The organism is Caulobacter sp. UC70_42 (assembly GCF_044056025.1).
In the GTDB taxonomy this organism is placed as follows: domain Bacteria; phylum Pseudomonadota; class Alphaproteobacteria; order Caulobacterales; family Caulobacteraceae; genus Caulobacter.
In genome coordinates, this window is sequence record NZ_CP171994.1 from 1,933,271 (window position 1) to 1,948,352 (window position 15,082).

The 15,082-nt window shown below is 66.0% G+C and carries 17 protein-coding genes and 1 pseudogene; 10 read left to right on the forward strand and 8 right to left on the reverse strand.

Features of this window, described 5'->3' with window-relative positions; translation table 11 throughout:
* Positions 1-114: 114 nt before the first annotated feature.
* Positions 115-1,074: a hypothetical protein gene (locus ACHMW8_RS09785; protein ID WP_125156958.1), complete on the forward strand. Its 960-nt coding sequence runs from the start codon at positions 115-117 to the stop codon at positions 1,072-1,074.
* Positions 1,075-1,078: 4 nt separating this feature from the next.
* Here ACHMW8_RS09785 and ACHMW8_RS09790 read toward each other — a convergent pair whose 3' ends face one another.
* From ACHMW8_RS09790 to rplU, 3 genes are all read right to left on the reverse strand, one after another.
* Positions 1,079-1,612, reverse strand: a complete 534-nt coding sequence (locus ACHMW8_RS09790) for a GNAT family N-acetyltransferase (protein ID WP_395445422.1) — start codon at positions 1,610-1,612, stop codon at positions 1,079-1,081.
* 191 nt (positions 1,613-1,803) lie between these two features.
* Positions 1,804-2,073, reverse strand: a complete 270-nt coding sequence (gene rpmA / locus ACHMW8_RS09795) for a 50S ribosomal protein L27 (RefSeq protein WP_096052697.1) — start codon at positions 2,071-2,073, stop codon at positions 1,804-1,806.
* Between the two features lie 31 nt (positions 2,074-2,104).
* The gene (gene rplU, locus ACHMW8_RS09800) at positions 2,105-2,674 is read right to left on the reverse strand and encodes a 50S ribosomal protein L21 (RefSeq protein ID WP_125156956.1); all 570 of its coding nucleotides are present in this window, start codon (positions 2,672-2,674) and stop codon (positions 2,105-2,107) included.
* 202 nt (positions 2,675-2,876) lie between these two features.
* On the opposite strand from rplU, the gene ACHMW8_RS09805 reads away from it, so the two are divergent.
* The 3 genes and pseudogenes from ACHMW8_RS09805 (at position 2,877) to ACHMW8_RS09815 (ending at position 5,926) form a co-directional block, all read left to right on the forward strand.
* Positions 2,877-3,506 carry a hypothetical protein gene (locus ACHMW8_RS09805; RefSeq protein ID WP_395445423.1) on the forward strand — a complete coding sequence of 210 codons (630 nt, stop codon included), beginning with the start codon at positions 2,877-2,879 and terminating at the stop codon, positions 3,504-3,506.
* Positions 3,507-3,564: 58 nt separating this feature from the next.
* Positions 3,565-4,693, forward strand: a pseudogene (locus ACHMW8_RS09810) (CobW family GTP-binding protein).
* 261 nt (positions 4,694-4,954) lie between these two features.
* Positions 4,955-5,926 (forward strand): IS1595 family transposase, encoded by a 972-nt coding sequence (locus ACHMW8_RS09815; protein ID WP_395445424.1) that lies wholly within the window; start codon positions 4,955-4,957, stop codon positions 5,924-5,926.
* 674 nt (positions 5,927-6,600) lie between these two features.
* On the opposite strand, the gene ACHMW8_RS09820 is transcribed toward ACHMW8_RS09815, so the two are convergent.
* Entirely contained in the window at positions 6,601-7,050 is a 450-nt protein-coding gene (locus tag ACHMW8_RS09820) for a biopolymer transporter ExbD (RefSeq protein ID WP_395445425.1), read from the reverse strand.
* Between the two features lie 263 nt (positions 7,051-7,313).
* Between ACHMW8_RS09820 and ACHMW8_RS09825 the strand changes: the two genes are divergently transcribed.
* Complete coding sequence (locus tag ACHMW8_RS09825) at positions 7,314-8,345, forward strand: WD40 repeat domain-containing protein (RefSeq protein ID WP_395445426.1); 1,032 nt, start codon at positions 7,314-7,316, stop codon at positions 8,343-8,345.
* 10 nt (positions 8,346-8,355) lie between these two features.
* On the opposite strand, the gene ACHMW8_RS09830 is transcribed toward ACHMW8_RS09825, so the two are convergent.
* On the reverse strand, positions 8,356-9,018 hold the full coding sequence (locus tag ACHMW8_RS09830; RefSeq protein WP_395445427.1) for a nitroreductase: 663 nt from the start codon (positions 9,016-9,018) through the stop codon (positions 8,356-8,358).
* 119 nt (positions 9,019-9,137) lie between these two features.
* Here ACHMW8_RS09830 and mtgA point away from each other — a divergent pair, with 119 nt between their 5' ends.
* Together mtgA and ACHMW8_RS09840 are read left to right on the forward strand one after the other, a co-directional pair.
* Positions 9,138-9,815, forward strand: coding sequence for a monofunctional biosynthetic peptidoglycan transglycosylase (mtgA, locus tag ACHMW8_RS09835; protein ID WP_395445428.1), 678 nt, complete (start codon positions 9,138-9,140; stop codon positions 9,813-9,815).
* A gap of 8 nt (positions 9,816-9,823) precedes the next feature.
* Positions 9,824-10,369, forward strand: a complete 546-nt coding sequence (locus ACHMW8_RS09840) for a GNAT family N-acetyltransferase (protein ID WP_395445429.1) — start codon at positions 9,824-9,826, stop codon at positions 10,367-10,369.
* Positions 10,370-10,433: 64 nt separating this feature from the next.
* Here the strand turns inward: ACHMW8_RS09840 and ACHMW8_RS09845 are convergent, their stop codons facing one another.
* On the reverse strand, positions 10,434-10,568 hold the full coding sequence (locus tag ACHMW8_RS09845) for a hypothetical protein (RefSeq protein WP_395445430.1): 135 nt from the start codon (positions 10,566-10,568) through the stop codon (positions 10,434-10,436).
* Complete coding sequence (locus ACHMW8_RS09850) at positions 10,565-11,218, reverse strand: molybdenum-dependent transcriptional regulator (RefSeq protein WP_395445431.1); 654 nt, start codon at positions 11,216-11,218, stop codon at positions 10,565-10,567. Before ACHMW8_RS09850 ends, ACHMW8_RS09845 begins: the two co-directional genes overlap by 4 nt.
* Before the next feature lie 68 nt (positions 11,219-11,286).
* Between ACHMW8_RS09850 and modA the strand changes: the two genes are divergently transcribed.
* Both modA and modB read left to right on the forward strand, forming a co-directional pair.
* A complete protein-coding gene (gene modA / locus ACHMW8_RS09855) occupies positions 11,287-12,057 on the forward strand; it encodes a molybdate ABC transporter substrate-binding protein (protein WP_395445432.1) in 771 nt (256 codons plus the stop codon).
* 2 nt (positions 12,058-12,059) lie between these two features.
* Entirely contained in the window at positions 12,060-12,734 is a 675-nt protein-coding gene (modB, locus tag ACHMW8_RS09860) for a molybdate ABC transporter permease subunit (RefSeq protein ID WP_125156945.1), read from the forward strand.
* Between the two features lie 57 nt (positions 12,735-12,791).
* Here the strand turns inward: modB and ACHMW8_RS09865 are convergent, their stop codons facing one another.
* Positions 12,792-13,436, reverse strand: a complete 645-nt coding sequence (locus tag ACHMW8_RS09865) for a TetR/AcrR family transcriptional regulator (protein ID WP_395445433.1) — start codon at positions 13,434-13,436, stop codon at positions 12,792-12,794.
* A 409-nt stretch (positions 13,437-13,845) separates the two neighbouring features.
* Here ACHMW8_RS09865 and ACHMW8_RS09870 point away from each other — a divergent pair, with 409 nt between their 5' ends.
* Complete coding sequence (locus ACHMW8_RS09870) at positions 13,846-15,024, forward strand: efflux RND transporter periplasmic adaptor subunit (protein ID WP_125156943.1); 1,179 nt, start codon at positions 13,846-13,848, stop codon at positions 15,022-15,024.
* Positions 15,025-15,082: the final 58 nt, after the last annotated feature.

Sequence of the window (15,082 nt, forward strand, 5' to 3'; positions counted from 1 at the left end):
CGCGGAAAAGCGTGACTGCTGGCCCTTATCGTGACGAAATGTTAAACCACAGAATGCGACAAAGTGTCTTGGCAGCGTAACCGTCGTTTCTCTCGACGGAGTGGGAGGCTGACCTTGGCTACGGCAGAAGACAGCAACGGCATACTGGCGGGGGATCTGCGCGATTTGTCGACGCAGGATCTTCACCGCAAGTATAGCGCCGAAGCGTCGGTCCACCGCAACATCTTGATCGCCCGCGGCACCGGCGTCGCGCCGCAGTGGCGCGAGTTCAAGACGTTCCTGTCCGAGGTGGGCCTCAGGCCGTCGCCGGAGCACAGCCTCGTTCTGCTGAATCGCTACGAGCGCACCTATGGTCCCGGCCGCGCCAAGTGGATGACCGCCGAGGAGCAGGCCGCCCACGAGATCGAATTCGACCGCCTGCGGGCGGAACAGCAGCGTGAAGAACAGCTGCTGATGCACAAGACCGCCGCCACCAAGCGCGCCAGCATGCCCGGCGCGCCGTCCTTCGGCCAATTCACGCCCCTGGGCGGCAGGCCGGTGGCCTTCACCGATGTGGCCCGCAAGCTGGCCATCCCGGTCTCGGCCCTGTCCAAAGCCATGCCGGCCGGCACGTCCGCCGACGAGCTGGTCAAGCGGTCCAGCACCGCCAACGAGCTGATCAACGAGCAGGCCACCTGGCTGCCGCCGGATCCGGTCCGCAAGGCCGGCTTCTTCGAGGCCTACCGCATCTGGCACCTGCAGGTGCAGCCGCAGTTCGGCCGCGCCGCCACCCCGACCTTCCTGTTCCTCTACATCGCCCTGCCGGTCATGAAGCAGTGCCGCGACGAGCTGATGGACCTGGACCTGTGGAATCCGCTGGGCCAGCGCGCGACGAGCGCGCGCGACGCCCATGTCTCGTGGAAGAAGTACACCGAGTTCATGCCGCGCGCGCAGGTGGCGCTGATGGAGATCCCCATCTACGCGACCTACTCGCTGCTGTCGGACCTGGACGCCTTGTGCGAGCGGATCACCACCGCCGAAAAGCGTTTCCGCGAAGGTCCGCAGAAGGTGATCCACACGCACCGGGCGGCTTAGGAGTCTAGGCTAGCCACACCATCATCCGCGTCGCCGCCGGCTCGCCGCGCGCGATCGAGGGCTTGTGCTCGACGACGCCGGTATAGAGGAAGCCGGCCTTGACCAGCACGCGGCCCGAGGCCTCGTTGTCGGCGAAGTGGCCGGCCACGACATAGCGCTTCCGCCAGGCCGAGCGGGCCCACTCCAGCGCGCTCCGGGTCGCCTCGGTGGCGTAGCCGCGACCCCAATAGGGCCGGCCGATCCAATAACCCAGCTCGACCCGGTCCTCCGGCGTGGTGAACAGGCCGATGACGCCGATCAGGCCCTCGTCGGCCAGTTCGATGGCGAAGGTGTTGTCGCGTGCGCGATCCTGGGTTCCGCAACGGGCCACGAAGTCCTCGGCGTGGCCGAGGGTATAGGGCGCCGGCATGCGGGTGGTCATGCGCGCGACGTCATGATCGACGCAGAAGGCCGCCACGCGGTCGACATCGGCCTTGGCCGGCGCGCGCAGCGTCAGCCGCTGGGTCTCGATGACGGGTCTTTCTTCGATGACGCACATCGGCGCCTCCCAGAGTTTCCGGCTCCTCTTGCTTGGGAACCGTGACGCCGCCATGGCGAAGCTTTCGATTTTCATGGCGGCAAGACAAAACAAAAGCGGGGAGCCCGGCGTTCCGGACTCCCCGCTAGAGATCGTCTGTCCGGATCGTCTTCTGAGTGAGAAGCACGATCCGAAGAAACTCTGGTTCGTGCTTACTCGGCCGGTTGAGCGGCCGGAGTCACCGTCACGTACGTACGGTTATGCTTCTTGGTCACGAAGCCCACGGCGCCTTGCACGAGCGCAAACAGGGTGTGGTCCTTGCCGATGCCGACATTCGTGCCCGGATAGAACTTCGTGCCGCGTTGACGCACGAGGATGTTGCCGGCGAGAACCTTCTCGCCGCCGAACTTCTTCACGCCAAGGCGCTTCGACTCTGAGTCGCGACCGTTGCTGGACGAGCCGCCTGATTTCTTGTGAGCCATCTTGCTCTCCTACCTTTAGAAGGCGTCGCCCTTAGGCTTCGCCTTCCTCCGTGGTGGCGGCGGCCTTCTTAGGGGCGGCCTTCTTCTTCGGGGCGGCTTCGGCGGCCGGCTCGACGGCGGCGTCAGCAGCCTTCGGAGCCTTGGCGGCCTTCTTAGGGGCGGCCGGAGCGGCTTCCGAAGCGGTCGGGATCGTCGCCGGAACGGCGGCGTCGCCGAGGCCGCGGGCGCGGGCGTTCAGGATGACCTTCGGGGTCAGGTCGATCGCGCCGTCCCACTTGGCTTCCAGGCCAGCGCCGACGACCGACGTGACGCGCACGACGGACTCGAGTTGGCGGTGGCCGCGGGTGCGGCGGTAGCCCTGGCGACGGATCTTCTTGAAGATCTTCACCTTCTCGCCCTTGCGGGTTTCGAGCAGGGTGCCGGAGACGACAGCGCCGTCCACGGTGGGGGCGCCGACCGTCACGGCCTCGCCTTCGCCAAGCATCAGGACTTCACCGAAGGCCACGGCAGCGCCGGGTTCACCTTCGAGCTTTTCGACAACCAGCAGGTCGCCGGCTTGAACCCGGTACTGCTTGCCGCCGGTTTTGATCACCGCGTACATAGGTTAGCGCCTTAAAAACGTGCGTTCGCAAAATAGGGAACGCCCGCTCGGAAACCCGGCGGGCGAAGAGGGCGCGACTTATACAGCCAGAAGGCCGGGAGTCAACGCCGTTGGGCCGGAATCCGACGACCACGGCGCTTAAGTTCGATTAGGCGGATGCGACCCCTGGGATGTTATTTTATAACGCGCTATATGCCGTGACGTGAACTCGACCTTCTTTACCTCCATCGCCGTGACCGGTTTCGCCGTGGCTTTCCTGCACGCGGCGCTGCCCACGCACTGGCTGCCGTTCGTCTTGGTCGGCCGCGCCCAGAAGTGGTCCACCGGCCGCACCCTGGGCGTGACGCTGCTGGCGGGCCTCGGCCATGTGGGCCTGACGATCGCGCTCGGCCTGGGCCTGGTGGTCGCGGGCCTGGCGCTTGAACCCAGGCTGGGCGGCCTGTTCCACTGGGTGGTCGGCGGGCTGATGGTCGCCGTGGGCCTCTTCTATATAGCGCGAGGGCGCCACAACCACGCCCTGCCCGAGGCGAGCCGGCGCAGCTACGCCTCCGACCGCGCCGCGATCATCGCCCTGGTCACCCTGCTGACCCTGTCGCCCTGCGAGGCGTTCCTGCCCTATTATCTGGCCGGGATGCAGCATGGTTGGCAGGCCTTCCTGGTGCTGAGCGCGGTGCTGCTGGCCGCCACCTCGGCCGGGATGCTGATCTTCACCAGCCTGTCGCTGGCCGGCTTCAAGCGCCTGGGCCTGCAATGGGTCGAGCGCTACGAGGAAACCATCCTGGGGGTGGCCCTGGTGCTGGTCGGCTTCGCGGTCGCATTCTTCAAGACCTAAACGGGCTTCAAGCCGCAAGCCGCTTTCGCTGGAGCCTCGAGGCCCCTAAATAGCGGCCATGACCCAAGCTCCCGCTCCCCCTCCTCTTGCTGGAAGTGGCAAGATCCCCGTCACCGTGCTGACCGGCTATCTCGGCGCCGGCAAGACCACGCTGCTCAACCGCATCCTCACCGAGGAGCACGGCAAGCGCTACGCCGTGATCGTCAACGAGTTCGGCGAGGTCGGCATCGACAACGACCTGGTGGTCGGAGCCGACGAGGAAGTGTTCGAGATGAACAACGGTTGCGTCTGCTGCACGGTGCGCGGCGACCTGATCCGCGTCCTCCAGGGCCTGATGAAGAGGAAGGGCGGCTTCGACGCCATCATCGTCGAGACGACCGGCCTGGCCGATCCGGGGCCGGTGGCCCAGACCTTCTTCGTCGACGACGACGTCAAGGCCCGCACGGCGCTCGATTCGGTCACCGCCGTGGTCGACGCCAAGCACATCATGCTGCGCCTGGGCGACAGCAAGGAGGCCGTCGAGCAGATCGCCTTCGCCGACCAGATCGTGCTGAACAAGACCGACCTGGTGTCGGAAGACGACCTGCGTCACGTTCGAGGCCCGCATCCGCCGTATCAACCCGCTGGCCCCGATCCACCGCGCCCAACGCTCGAACGTTCCTCTAGAGGCTATCCTGGGCAAGCACAGCTTCGACCTGGAGCGGATCACCGAGCTGGAGCCGTCGTTCCTGAACCCGGCCCACGGCGAGGCCGGCCACGTCCACGACGAGCATTGCGGCCATGACCATCACCATCATGACCACGACCATGTTCACGACGAACACTGCGGTCACGACCATCATGGCCATGATCACGCTCATGGCCATGGGCACGCCAGCGCCATCCACGACGATGGCGTCAAGGGCGTCTCCCTGACCCTGGACAAGCCCGTCGACGGCCAGAAGATCACCGCCTGGCTCAACGACCTGCTGGCCAAGCGCGGCCCGGACATCCTGCGCGCCAAGGGCATCATCGACGTGAAGGGCGAGAACAAGCGTCTCGTGTTCCAGGCCGTCCACATGATCCTGGAAGGCGACTTCCAGCGCGAATGGACCGACAAGGACAAGCGCTACAGCCGCATGGTGTTCATCGGCCGCGACCTGGACGAGGCCGAACTGCGCAAGGGCTTCGAGGCGACGGCGGCCTAGGCGGCCAGACCGCCCCCTCAGTCGGCTCGGCCGACAGCTCCCCCATGAAGGGGGAGCAGGATACGAGGCGTCCTCCCCCTTCGGGGGGGGGCGAAGGGCCGGAGGGGGCTTCGCCGCTCCTAGACAAACAAAAAGGCTGTTTTCACGTTGCGTGTGGGTGGTCTGGTTAATCGCCAGCTAACCGTATTCGCCAATAGATACGTCCAGTATTGACGTAACCGCAATGTATATTGCCCATCTGTAGCGAACGGATGAGGTGATATGTCAAAGATCAGTGCGATAAAGGGTGTGATCGCGAAGCTTCCGGTGTCCGATATTCTGGACATCAGCAGCTTCATCGCCAATCACGTCCAGAATCAAGCTGTTCAAGTCGCTCTGACCAAGCGCAGCCAAGCCGTTCTCAAGTCCGACTGCATCCATTGCGGATTCGCCTGCCTTGTCCAATGGGGACGCGCCAACAGCGGCACTCAGCGGTTTAAGTGCCGGAACTGCAAGGCAACTTTCGGCGCGACGACGGGCACGCCGCTCTATCGGCTACGCAATCGCCACCTCTGGTCGAAATACCTTGGCCTCATGACCACGCACATTCCGCTGGTGAAGCTGCGCGAACAGCACGGCATCGACCTGAGCTTGCCGACGCTGCATCGCTGGCGGCATCGCTTCCTGACGGCTCTGGTCGCCAATCCGGCCGGGAAACTGGCTGGCCTCATCGAGGCTGACGAGAAATTCTTCCGCACGTCGTTCAAGGGCTCGCGCGGCTGGAAGCGCGGTGCGCGTCCGCAGGATCGCAAGGTGCGTCGCCGTGGCGGCGCGGATCAGCGTGGCCTTGGCGATCAGCAAGTTCCGGTCCTGACGGCTCTGGATCGTTCAGGGGCGATTTTCCAGACGCAGCTTCCCGACACGAAATGGGATTCGATTGGCGGTGCTATGAAGCCGTGGTTGGAAGCGGAGTCGATGATCTGCTCGGACGGCAACGGCACCTATGCCCGCGTTGCTGGTCAAACTGGCTGCGAACACATGGTCGTCAAGAAGGGGAGCGGCGGCGGCAATACGCGCAATCTGAGCATCGGCCGCATCGACGCATATCACAGGGACGTTGAGAACTTGGTCAACCGGCGGTGTATGGGTGTAGGCACTCGCTACCTGATGAACTACTTTGGTTGGGCGCGTCGAATTACCCAGCACAAGCCGTTCGGCAACGACCTGTTGGGTGAGATTTTGGCGGCCGTTTAGATCGTTGTGGGGTAGTGATGGCTAAAGGATTTAGCGTTCAGACGAGCACCGGAGAGCGGAACGGTATCAATGTCCATGCAGCCGAGGTGATACAGCGCGATGACGATGGAAATTCCGAAGTCGTCGTCACAGTTACTACTTCTGATCCTGTCGAGAGAGATCGAGTCGCCGCTCAGCTTCGAGATTTGCTGAGCCGGATTCTTTAGCCGGAAAATATGTATCTTCAATGATTTCGTGTGGCGTGTAGCCGCAAGGTCTCGTTTCCATAAATCTATTTATCTTCGGACATAACCACGCTCGATGATATATTTGAGCGGAGGGCGATATTGTCTGTAACCATCACTGGCAGAGACAACCTCCAATTCAGCCACTCTCGGAAATGGTATGGCGTTCTCACCGTCACGGTGACTACTACCAGACCCCGCGATTATGTCTTCGATGTTCATGCGGTGGCGGACTCCATCGAGGAAGTCACCATCAAAGCTCTGGAAGAGGCCGATAAGGCTCTCGGGGAGCTTCGCGTCCAACTTGAAACGGAACGCAATCGGTTAGCACCACCCAAGTCGAGTTAGCGGTTAACCAGCCCGCCCACACTCAACGTGAAAACAGCCAACAAAAAAGCCCCGGAGCCTGAGCTCCGGGGCTTTCGTGTTCTTGGCGATCGCCGAAGCTGCTTAGTGCAGGTCTTCGTTGATCAGGCCGACCTTGAACCAGCCCGAGGTCTGGAGTTGGTTCAGGACGCCCATGAAGTCGGCGTACAGCACGTCAGCGTCGGCGCGGATCATGACGCGTTGCTCGTCCTTCGGGCCGGTTTGGCCGGTCGAGGCGAACTTGGCGTTCAGATCGCTTTCCAGGTTGTCGAGGCTGGTCTGCTTCTCGGCGATGAAGATCGCGCCCGACTTCTGGATCGAGATGAAGACCGGTTCCTTCGGCTTCGGAGCGTTCGGGGGCGGCGGAACCGCCGGGGGCAGGTCGATCTTGATCGAGGTCACGGCCATCGGCACGGCGACCATGAAGATGATCAGCAGCACCAGCAGGATGTCCACGAAGGGCGTGACGTTGATTTCGGAATTCTGGCCCAGCGAATAACGGCCACCGCCGCCGCCAGCAAGTTTAGCCGCCATAGCCTGACTGTCTCCCAGAAGGCCGCGCCGACACGGGCGCGCCTGAAATGTCGTTACCTCGCCACGTCTGGCGTAGACGGGCGCGGAAGTAAAGCCCGACGACGCATCGCAATGGCAACCCCCTTTTCGACTCTTTTTGACCGAACGCCGTTCGAACGTGCAGCTTCGTGGGTACGGCTTCGCCCGAGGCGCGAATTGCGCCTCGCGGGCGGGCTTTCTGAAAGAGTCTGGTCGTCGAGGCTCCCGTGTCTTATCTCGCGCGCATGATCTTTTCTTTTGACGCCTTCGTCACCGACGCCCTGTTCGATCGCTCCGGCCGCGCCGTGTTCGCCCTGGGCGACGGCACCGTCCGCCTTCAGACCGAGGACGGATTCGTCACGGTCGAGGCCCATGGCGGTCCGATGGGCGGGGCCGTCCTGGCCGCGGCCGTCCATCCCAGCGGCGTCGGCGTCGTCACCGGCGGCGACGACGGCAAGGTGGTCTGGAGCCGAATCGAGGGGGGCGAGGTGGTCGCCACCTTGATCGCCGAGGTGAAGAACAAGTGGATCGAGCACGTGGCGACCAGCGCCGCCTCGGGCCTGATCGCCTTCACGGCCGGCAAGGAGGTCCATGTCCGCGACGCCGCCGACCCGGCCTTCGCCCGGACCTTCATGCACGAGAAGACGGTGTCGGGGCTGGCCTTCGAGCCAAAAGGCCGCCGCCTGGCCAGCGCCACCTACGGCGGGGCCCAGCTGTGGTACGCCCGCATCGCCGACCAGAAGCCGACCGTCTTGAAGTGGGCCGGCAGCCATATCGCCGTGGAATTCAGCCCGGACGGCAAGTTCCTGATCTCGTCGATGCAGGAGAACCAGCTGCACGGCTGGCGCCTGTCCGACGGCAAGGACATGCGGATGGGCGGCTACCCCTCGAAGATCAAGAGCGTGGCCTTCTTCGACAAGGGCAACCTGCTGGCCACGGCCGGCGCCTCGGGCGCGGTCATCTGGCCGTTCGCCGGCGCCAACGGCCCCATGGGCAAGGAGGCCGCCGAGATCGGCTTCTCCCGCGATTCGATGGTCGTCCGGGTGGCGGGGATCGACGCCCAGCCGGTCTGCCTGGCCGCCCAGGACAACGGCAAGATCTGGGCCGCCCACATGCGCAACGGCCGCATCGAGACCCTGAAGGCCGAGAAGGGCGCTTCGATCAGCGCCCTCTCGACCAGCGCCGACGGCCGTTTCTTCGCCTGGGGCGACGAGAGCGGCGAGGCCGGCGTGCTGGAGATCCCGGACCTGAGCGGGCCGCGCCAGTTCGCGGGGTAGAGTTCGCGGGTTAGAACCCCTTCAGCTCCGCCCACTCCTCGAACGGCGCGCGCCGCGAGCGGAAGTTGTTCACCGGCGCGGCCTCGTCGCGATAGCCCAGGGCCATGCCGGAGAACAGCATGTGGCCTTCCGGCAGGCCGACATGGTCGTCGACGATCCTGTTGTAGTGCGACCAGAACTCCTGCGGGCAGGTGTCCAGGCCCCGCTCGACCGCCAGCAGCATGAAGGTCTGCATCAGCATGCCGACGTCGCTCCATTGCGGCGGGCCGCAGCGGCGGTCGATCGAGAAGAACAGCTGCACCGGCGCGCCGAACCCCTGGCCGTTGGTCGAGAACCATTGCAGGCGCTGGATCTTGTCCTCGCGCGGGATGCCCAGCGCGCCGTACATGTCCTCGCCGACCTGGAAGCGGCGCGTACGCAGCGGCTCCCACAGATTGGCCGGATAGACGTCGTATTCGGTAGGGTCGGGCGCGGCCACGCGGGCCAGCATGGTCGCCTTCAGCCTCTCCAGCGGCTCGCCGGCGATGGCCTGAACGCGCCAGGGCTGAAGATTGCCGCCGGATGGCGCGCGGGCGGCCGCTTCCAGCAGTTCGCGGACCAGGGCCCCATCCACGGGATCGGGCTTGAAGGCGCGCACCGACATGCGGCGGTTGACGGCGTCGATCACGTCCATCGAAGGCTCCCTGAAACCCGTGTATCTATGTCGCGCGACAGCGGCGATGCGTCTGGTTAGCATCCGTCCGCAAGGTCAAGACAAGTGGACTTCTCGGTTACGTTTCTTGGGGGCGTTTCGTGCGGCGGCTGTTGCGGAATATCGCGCTGGCTCTGTTCATCGTGCTGGTGGCCGGACCGGTGGTGACGGTGATTCTCTATCGCTTCATCCCGCCGCCGGTGACGCCGCTGATGGTCATCCGCGCCGTCGAGGGCCGGGGGCTGGACCATCGCTGGAGGCCCCTGGACAAGGTCGCGCCGGCGCTGCCGCGCGCCCTGATCGCCGCCGAGGACGCCCGGTTCTGCGAGCACCACGGCTTCGACTTCGACGCCCTGCAGAAGGCCTACGCCAACAACGAGGCCGGCAAGAAGATCCGCGGCGGTTCGACCATCAGCCAGCAGACGGCCAAGAACGTCTTCCTGTGGCCGGGGCGCTCCTATGTCCGCAAGGGCCTGGAGGCCTGGTTCACGGTGCTGATCGAGCTGCTGTGGGGCAAGGAGCGGATCATGGAGGTCTATCTGAACTCCATCGAGTTCGGCTCGGGCATCTACGGCGCCCAGGCCGCCTCGCAGCGCTATTTCGGCGTCGACGCCGACAAGCTGACTCAGGCCCAGGCCTCGCGGCTGGCGGCCATCCTGCCCAGCCCGCTGAAGTGGCGGGTGATCAAGCCGGGCAAGTACGTGGCCAAGCGCACCCAGAAGATCGGCAAGGCCTCGGGCGCGGTGCGCCGCGACGGCCTGGCTGACTGCTTGGGCTAGGAGGAAAGATGCCCGTCGCGCCTGGACCCACGCTCGAGACCGAACGCCTGATTCTACGGCCGCCGGCCGATGCCGATCTCGACGGTTGGGCGACGCTGATGGCGGACCCGCAGGCCGCCCGCTTCATCGGCGGCGTCCAGCCGCGCGCCTTGGTCTGGCGCGGTATGGCCGCGATGGCCGGATCCTGGGCCTTGCACGGCTTTGGCATGTTTTCGGTGATCGAGAAGGCCAGCGGGGCCTGGATCGGCCGCATCGGTCCCTGGCGGCCGGACGGCTGGCCCGGCGATGAGGTTGGCTGGGGCCTGCTGCCGTCGGCGCAAGGGCGGGGCTATGCGGTCGAAGCGGCGACGGCGACGATGGACTGGGCCTTCGATCACCTGGGCTGGACCGACATCATCCACTGCATCGATCCGGAGAACATCCCGTCCCAGAACGTCGCCCGGCGCCTTGGCGCGGTCAATCGCGGGCCGGGCAGGTTGCCGCCGCCGCACGACGCCAGCAAGGTCGAGCTCTGGGGGCAGACGGTCAATCAGTGGCGGATGCGTAGCCGCTAGCCGTTCTGGTCGAGAAGCGCGGTCGGCGCGCTCCGCATCGCCAGCATGACGCCCACGGGCCGACCTAATCCACCGCCAGGATCACGTCCGACGCCGCGATGTGCGCCTGGACCTTGGCGCCGACCGCCAGGCCCCAGGCCGTGTCGCCTGGCTTCAAGGTCGCCGTCAGGCTCTTCCCCGCCGAGAGCGCGATCGTCACCTCGGCCGACGCGTCGCCGGCCTCGCGGTCGACGATCTCGCCGGGCAGGCGGTTGTCGCCGTCGCCCCCCGAGGGGATCGGCGCCGATCCGTACGAAGCTGGACTTGATCAGGGCGATGGCCGCCCGGCCGGGCGCGAGGCTCAGGTCCTCGAACGCTGCGCTGGGTGATCGAGGCGCGCAGCGACAGGCTGTCGGTCAGCGCCAGGGTCACGACCGCCGTGACGCCGTCGCCCTCGATCGCCGTCACCACGCCGCGCAGCGCGTTGCGGGCGCTGGTGCGCAGACCCAGGCTCCACAGCGGTTCGGCGTCGCCCGACAGATCCGCCTCCAGCCGCGCGAAGGCCGCGCCGACCTCGCGCTCGGCGGCGCGGAAGGCGCGGATCACCGCTTGCCCGCGCGGCGTGACCTCGGTCGTCCCGCCGCTTCTGCCGCCGGGCGCCGCGCTGACCAGGGGCGCGTCGAAGAGGTTGTTCAGCGCCTGGATTCCGTCCCAGGCGCCCTTGTAGGAGAGCCCCACGTGCTTGGCGGCGGCGCTGATCGAACCCAGACCGGCGACGGCCTCCAGCAGAGCGATGCGTTCCAGCCCCACGCGGGTCAGGCCGCCGCGCTTCAGGATCAGGGAGGCGCTGAAATCGTCTTCGCGAGCCACTGTTTCACCGTTATGTACAGGAGCTACATAACCGCAGCCCGATACCGTTGAGAGGGTAGGACTAACAGATGATCGCGCGCCGTCCGATGCTGATCGCCGCCCTGTCCGGGGCTCTGTCGCTGGTTCTGGGCGGGGCGGCCTTCGCGGGCGAGACCAAGGTCGCCGTGGCCGCCAACTTCACCGAGGCCGCCCGAGAGATCGCCGCCAGGTTCAAGGCCAGGACCGGCCATGACGCGATCTTGAGCTTCGGCTCCTCGGGCCAGTTCTACACCCAGATCGCCAATGGCGCGCCGTACGAGGTGTTCCTGTCGGCCGACGCCGAGCGGCCGGGGAAGGCCGAGGCCGAGGGGCTCGCCGTTCCGGGATCGCGCTTCACCTACGCCACCGGCCGTCTGGTGCTCTACAGCAAGACGCCCGGCCTGGTGGACGGCCCAAATGCCAAGGGCGGGGCCGTGCTCAAGACCGGCAAGTTCGAGAAGCTGTCGATCGCCGATCCCAAGGCCGCGCCCTACGGTCAGGCGGCGGTCGAGACCCTGACTAGGCTGAAGCTCTACGACGCGCTGAAGCCGAGGATCGTGCAGGGGGCCTCGATCACCCAGGCCTTCCAGTACGTCCAGACCGGCGCGGCCGAGCTGGGCTTCGTGGCCCTCTCACAGGTGATCGCCGAGCCGGGCGGCTCGCGCTGGGTCGTGCCGGCCGCCGACCATGCGCCGATCGACCAGCAGGCCGTGCTGCTGAAGACCGGCGCGAACAGCGAGGCGGCCAAGGCCTTCCTGAAGTTCCTGAAGGGCGGCGAGGCCAGGGCGATCATCAAGCGCTACGGCTACGAGGTCCGCTGATCGTGACCGAGGTCCTGTGGCTGACGGGCAAGCTGGCGGGGATCACCACGGTCCTGCTGCTGGCCTTGGCCACGCCCCTGTCCTGGTGGCTGGCGCGCGGCCGCTCGGCCCTGCGCGCGCCCGTGACGGCGCTGGTCGCCCTGCCGATCGTGCTGCCGCCGACCGTGCTGGGTTTCTATCTGCTGATCGCCCTGGGCCCGAAAAGCCCGTTGATGGCGCTGTTCCAGCCGTTCGGAGTCCGCACCCTGGCCTTCACCTTCGAAGGGCTGGTGATCGGCTCGCTGATCTATTCGCTGCCGTTCGCGGTGCAGCCGCTGCGCAACGCGTTCCTGGCGATCGGCGACGAGCCGCTGGAGGCCGCCGCCACCCTCGGCGCCTCGCCTTGGCAGCGCTTCTGGCGAGTGGCCTTGCCGCTGTCGATCCCCGGCTATGTCGCCGCCGCCATCCTGGTCTTCGCCCATACGGTGGGTGAGTTCGGCGTGGTGATGATGCTGGGCGGCAATATCCCGGGTGAGACCGCGGTGCTCTCGACCGAGATCTATCGCCTGGTCGAGGGCATGGAGTGGGGGAGGGCGCACCAGCTGTCGCTGATGCTGCTGGCCTTCGCCTTCCTGGTGCTGTTCACCCTGCTGGGGCTGGAAGCACGCTCGAAGATCCTGCTGCGCGCGCGATCATAGACGGCGCGCGGCTTGGCCGCCGCGCTCCAGGCGACCGAAATCGGACGCGCCTTGCGCTCAGCGACCGTCGAGATGGAACTTGATCAGCGCCTTGGCCGAGCGCGCCACGGCCTTTACCGGACCGCCGGCGCCGAGCGTCACGCGCGCCCCCGAGGCGCCTTCCATCAGCAGCATCAGAGAGTCCGCGAGGTCGTCGTCCTTGGCTCCCGCGGCCCGGGTCAGGGCGTTGATCCGGCGGTACAGCTCTTTCTTGTAGTTGACCGAGACCACCTGGGCGGGGTGGTTCTCCTCGTGCAGTTCGATGGCGGCGTTCGACAGCGGGCAGCCATGGATATCGGCGTTGCAGGCCTTGGTCTCGAAGGCGTCGAAGATCGCCTCCAGCTGGGCGCGGGGTTCGGTGCAGCAGCACGACGTCACCTCTTCCCACCAGGCCCAATAGTCGCGCTCCTGCTCGCGCAGCACCTCGGCGACCAGTTCGTCCTTGGACGGGAAGTTGCGATAGAGCGTCATCTTGGTGGCGTCGGCCTCGGACGCGATGGTCTCGACCCCGACAGCGCGGATGCCGTGCTGATAGAACAGCTCGCGGGCGGTCTCGAAGATCCGGTCCCGCGCGGGGCGTTTGGACGCGGCTACGCTTGGGGATGCTCCCCCAGCGGTTTCCGCGTCGCCCCCGACAACGTCCCCAGAATTTCTCGTCGCCATTTTGGCAGACCTCTCCTTGACGTGCGAGTTACCGGTCAGTATCTCTCGGCTTGTAGATGATACCGAACGGTCTCGTCACATCCTAAATCGTTCTTCCGGTCGCCCGGGTCAAGTAACAGCCCTTGCGACATTTCCTCCCTTAAACCCCAAAAAAGGAGCGCGCGCCAATGCCCTCGCAAACAAACGTTTACGCCGACGCTCCCCAGGCCAAGCCGGCTAAGGGTTTGCTGGGTCTATTTAAATCTCAGGCCGGTCCCAACCGCCGATGGATCGGACAATCCACGGTGCGCGCCCTGGGTGACACCTGGTCCTCGAACACCCGACGCTCCGCACGGCGGCCCGTCTGGGAATGACAACAAGAACCCCCCCTTCCGCCTTCCCGCTTCACCTCCCGACAGGGTCCTCCCCCATGCGTATTCAACCCGTCATCACGTCCTTCGCCGGCCTCGCCGCCGTGGCCGTGCTGGCCGCCTGCTCGGCCCAGGCCAAGCAGGAGGCCGCCGCTCCGCCGCCGGTGCAGGTCACCGTCGCCGACGTCGCCTTCAAGTCGCTCCGCCAGTGGGACGACTTCACCGGCCGTCTCGAGCCGATCGACACCGTCGAGATCCGTCCGCGCGTCAGCGGCTATGTCGACGGCGCGCAGTTCTCCGAAGGCGCTCGCGTCCGCAAGGGCCAGGTGCTCTTCCAGATCGACCCGCGCCCCTACAAGGCCGAGGCTGACCGCGCCGCCGCCGAGGTGTCGCGCGCCAAGGCCCAGTTGGACCTGGCGACCATCAACCGCGAACGCGGCCGTCGCCTGATCGAGCAGAACGCCCTGGCCCAGAGCGAATTCGACCGCCTCGCCTCGGAAGAGCGCGCGGCCCAGGCCAATGTCTCGGCGGCCCAGGCGGCCTACCAGACCGCCCGCCTGAACCTGGAATGGACCAAGGTGACCTCGCCGATCGATGGCCGGATCTCCAAGACCATCATCACCCGCGGCAACCTGGTCACCCAGTCCTCGCTGATGACGACCGTGGTGTCCGACACCCCGATCTACGCCGAGTTCAACGCCGACGAGCAGACCTTCCTCAAATACGCCTCGGCCGAACGCGGCAAGGGCAGCCCGGTCTATATGGGTCTGATCACCGAGGACGGTTATCCGCACGAGGGCAAGCTGTCGTTCATCGACAACGCCCTGGACGCCAAGAGCGGCACCATCAACGGCCGGGCGATCTTCGCCAACGCCGATGGCCGCTTCACCCCCGGTCTGTTCGCCCGCATCCGCCTGGTCAGCGCCGAGAGCCAGACCGTGGCCCTGGCGCCCGACCGCGCCATCGGCACGGACCTGGGCAAGCGCTTCGTCGTGGTGGTCAACGGGAACAACAAGGCCGAGTACCGCCCGGTCGAGATCGGCCCACTGGCCGGCAACCTGCGCATCATCCGCTCGGGCCTGAAGCCCGGCGACCGGGTGATCGTCGGCGGCCTGCAGAAGGTCAAGCCGGGCGACACCGTGGCGCCGGTCAAGGTCAAGACCGACCTGGCCGACCTCTCGCAGCTGGAAGTCGGCGGCCGCCAGATCGCGGTCGGTCGCTCCGCCGGCCAGAACTAGGTTCGTACCTGAAGCGTAACGCCCGGCTCGCGTGACTGAGCCGGGCGTCTTTTTCGAG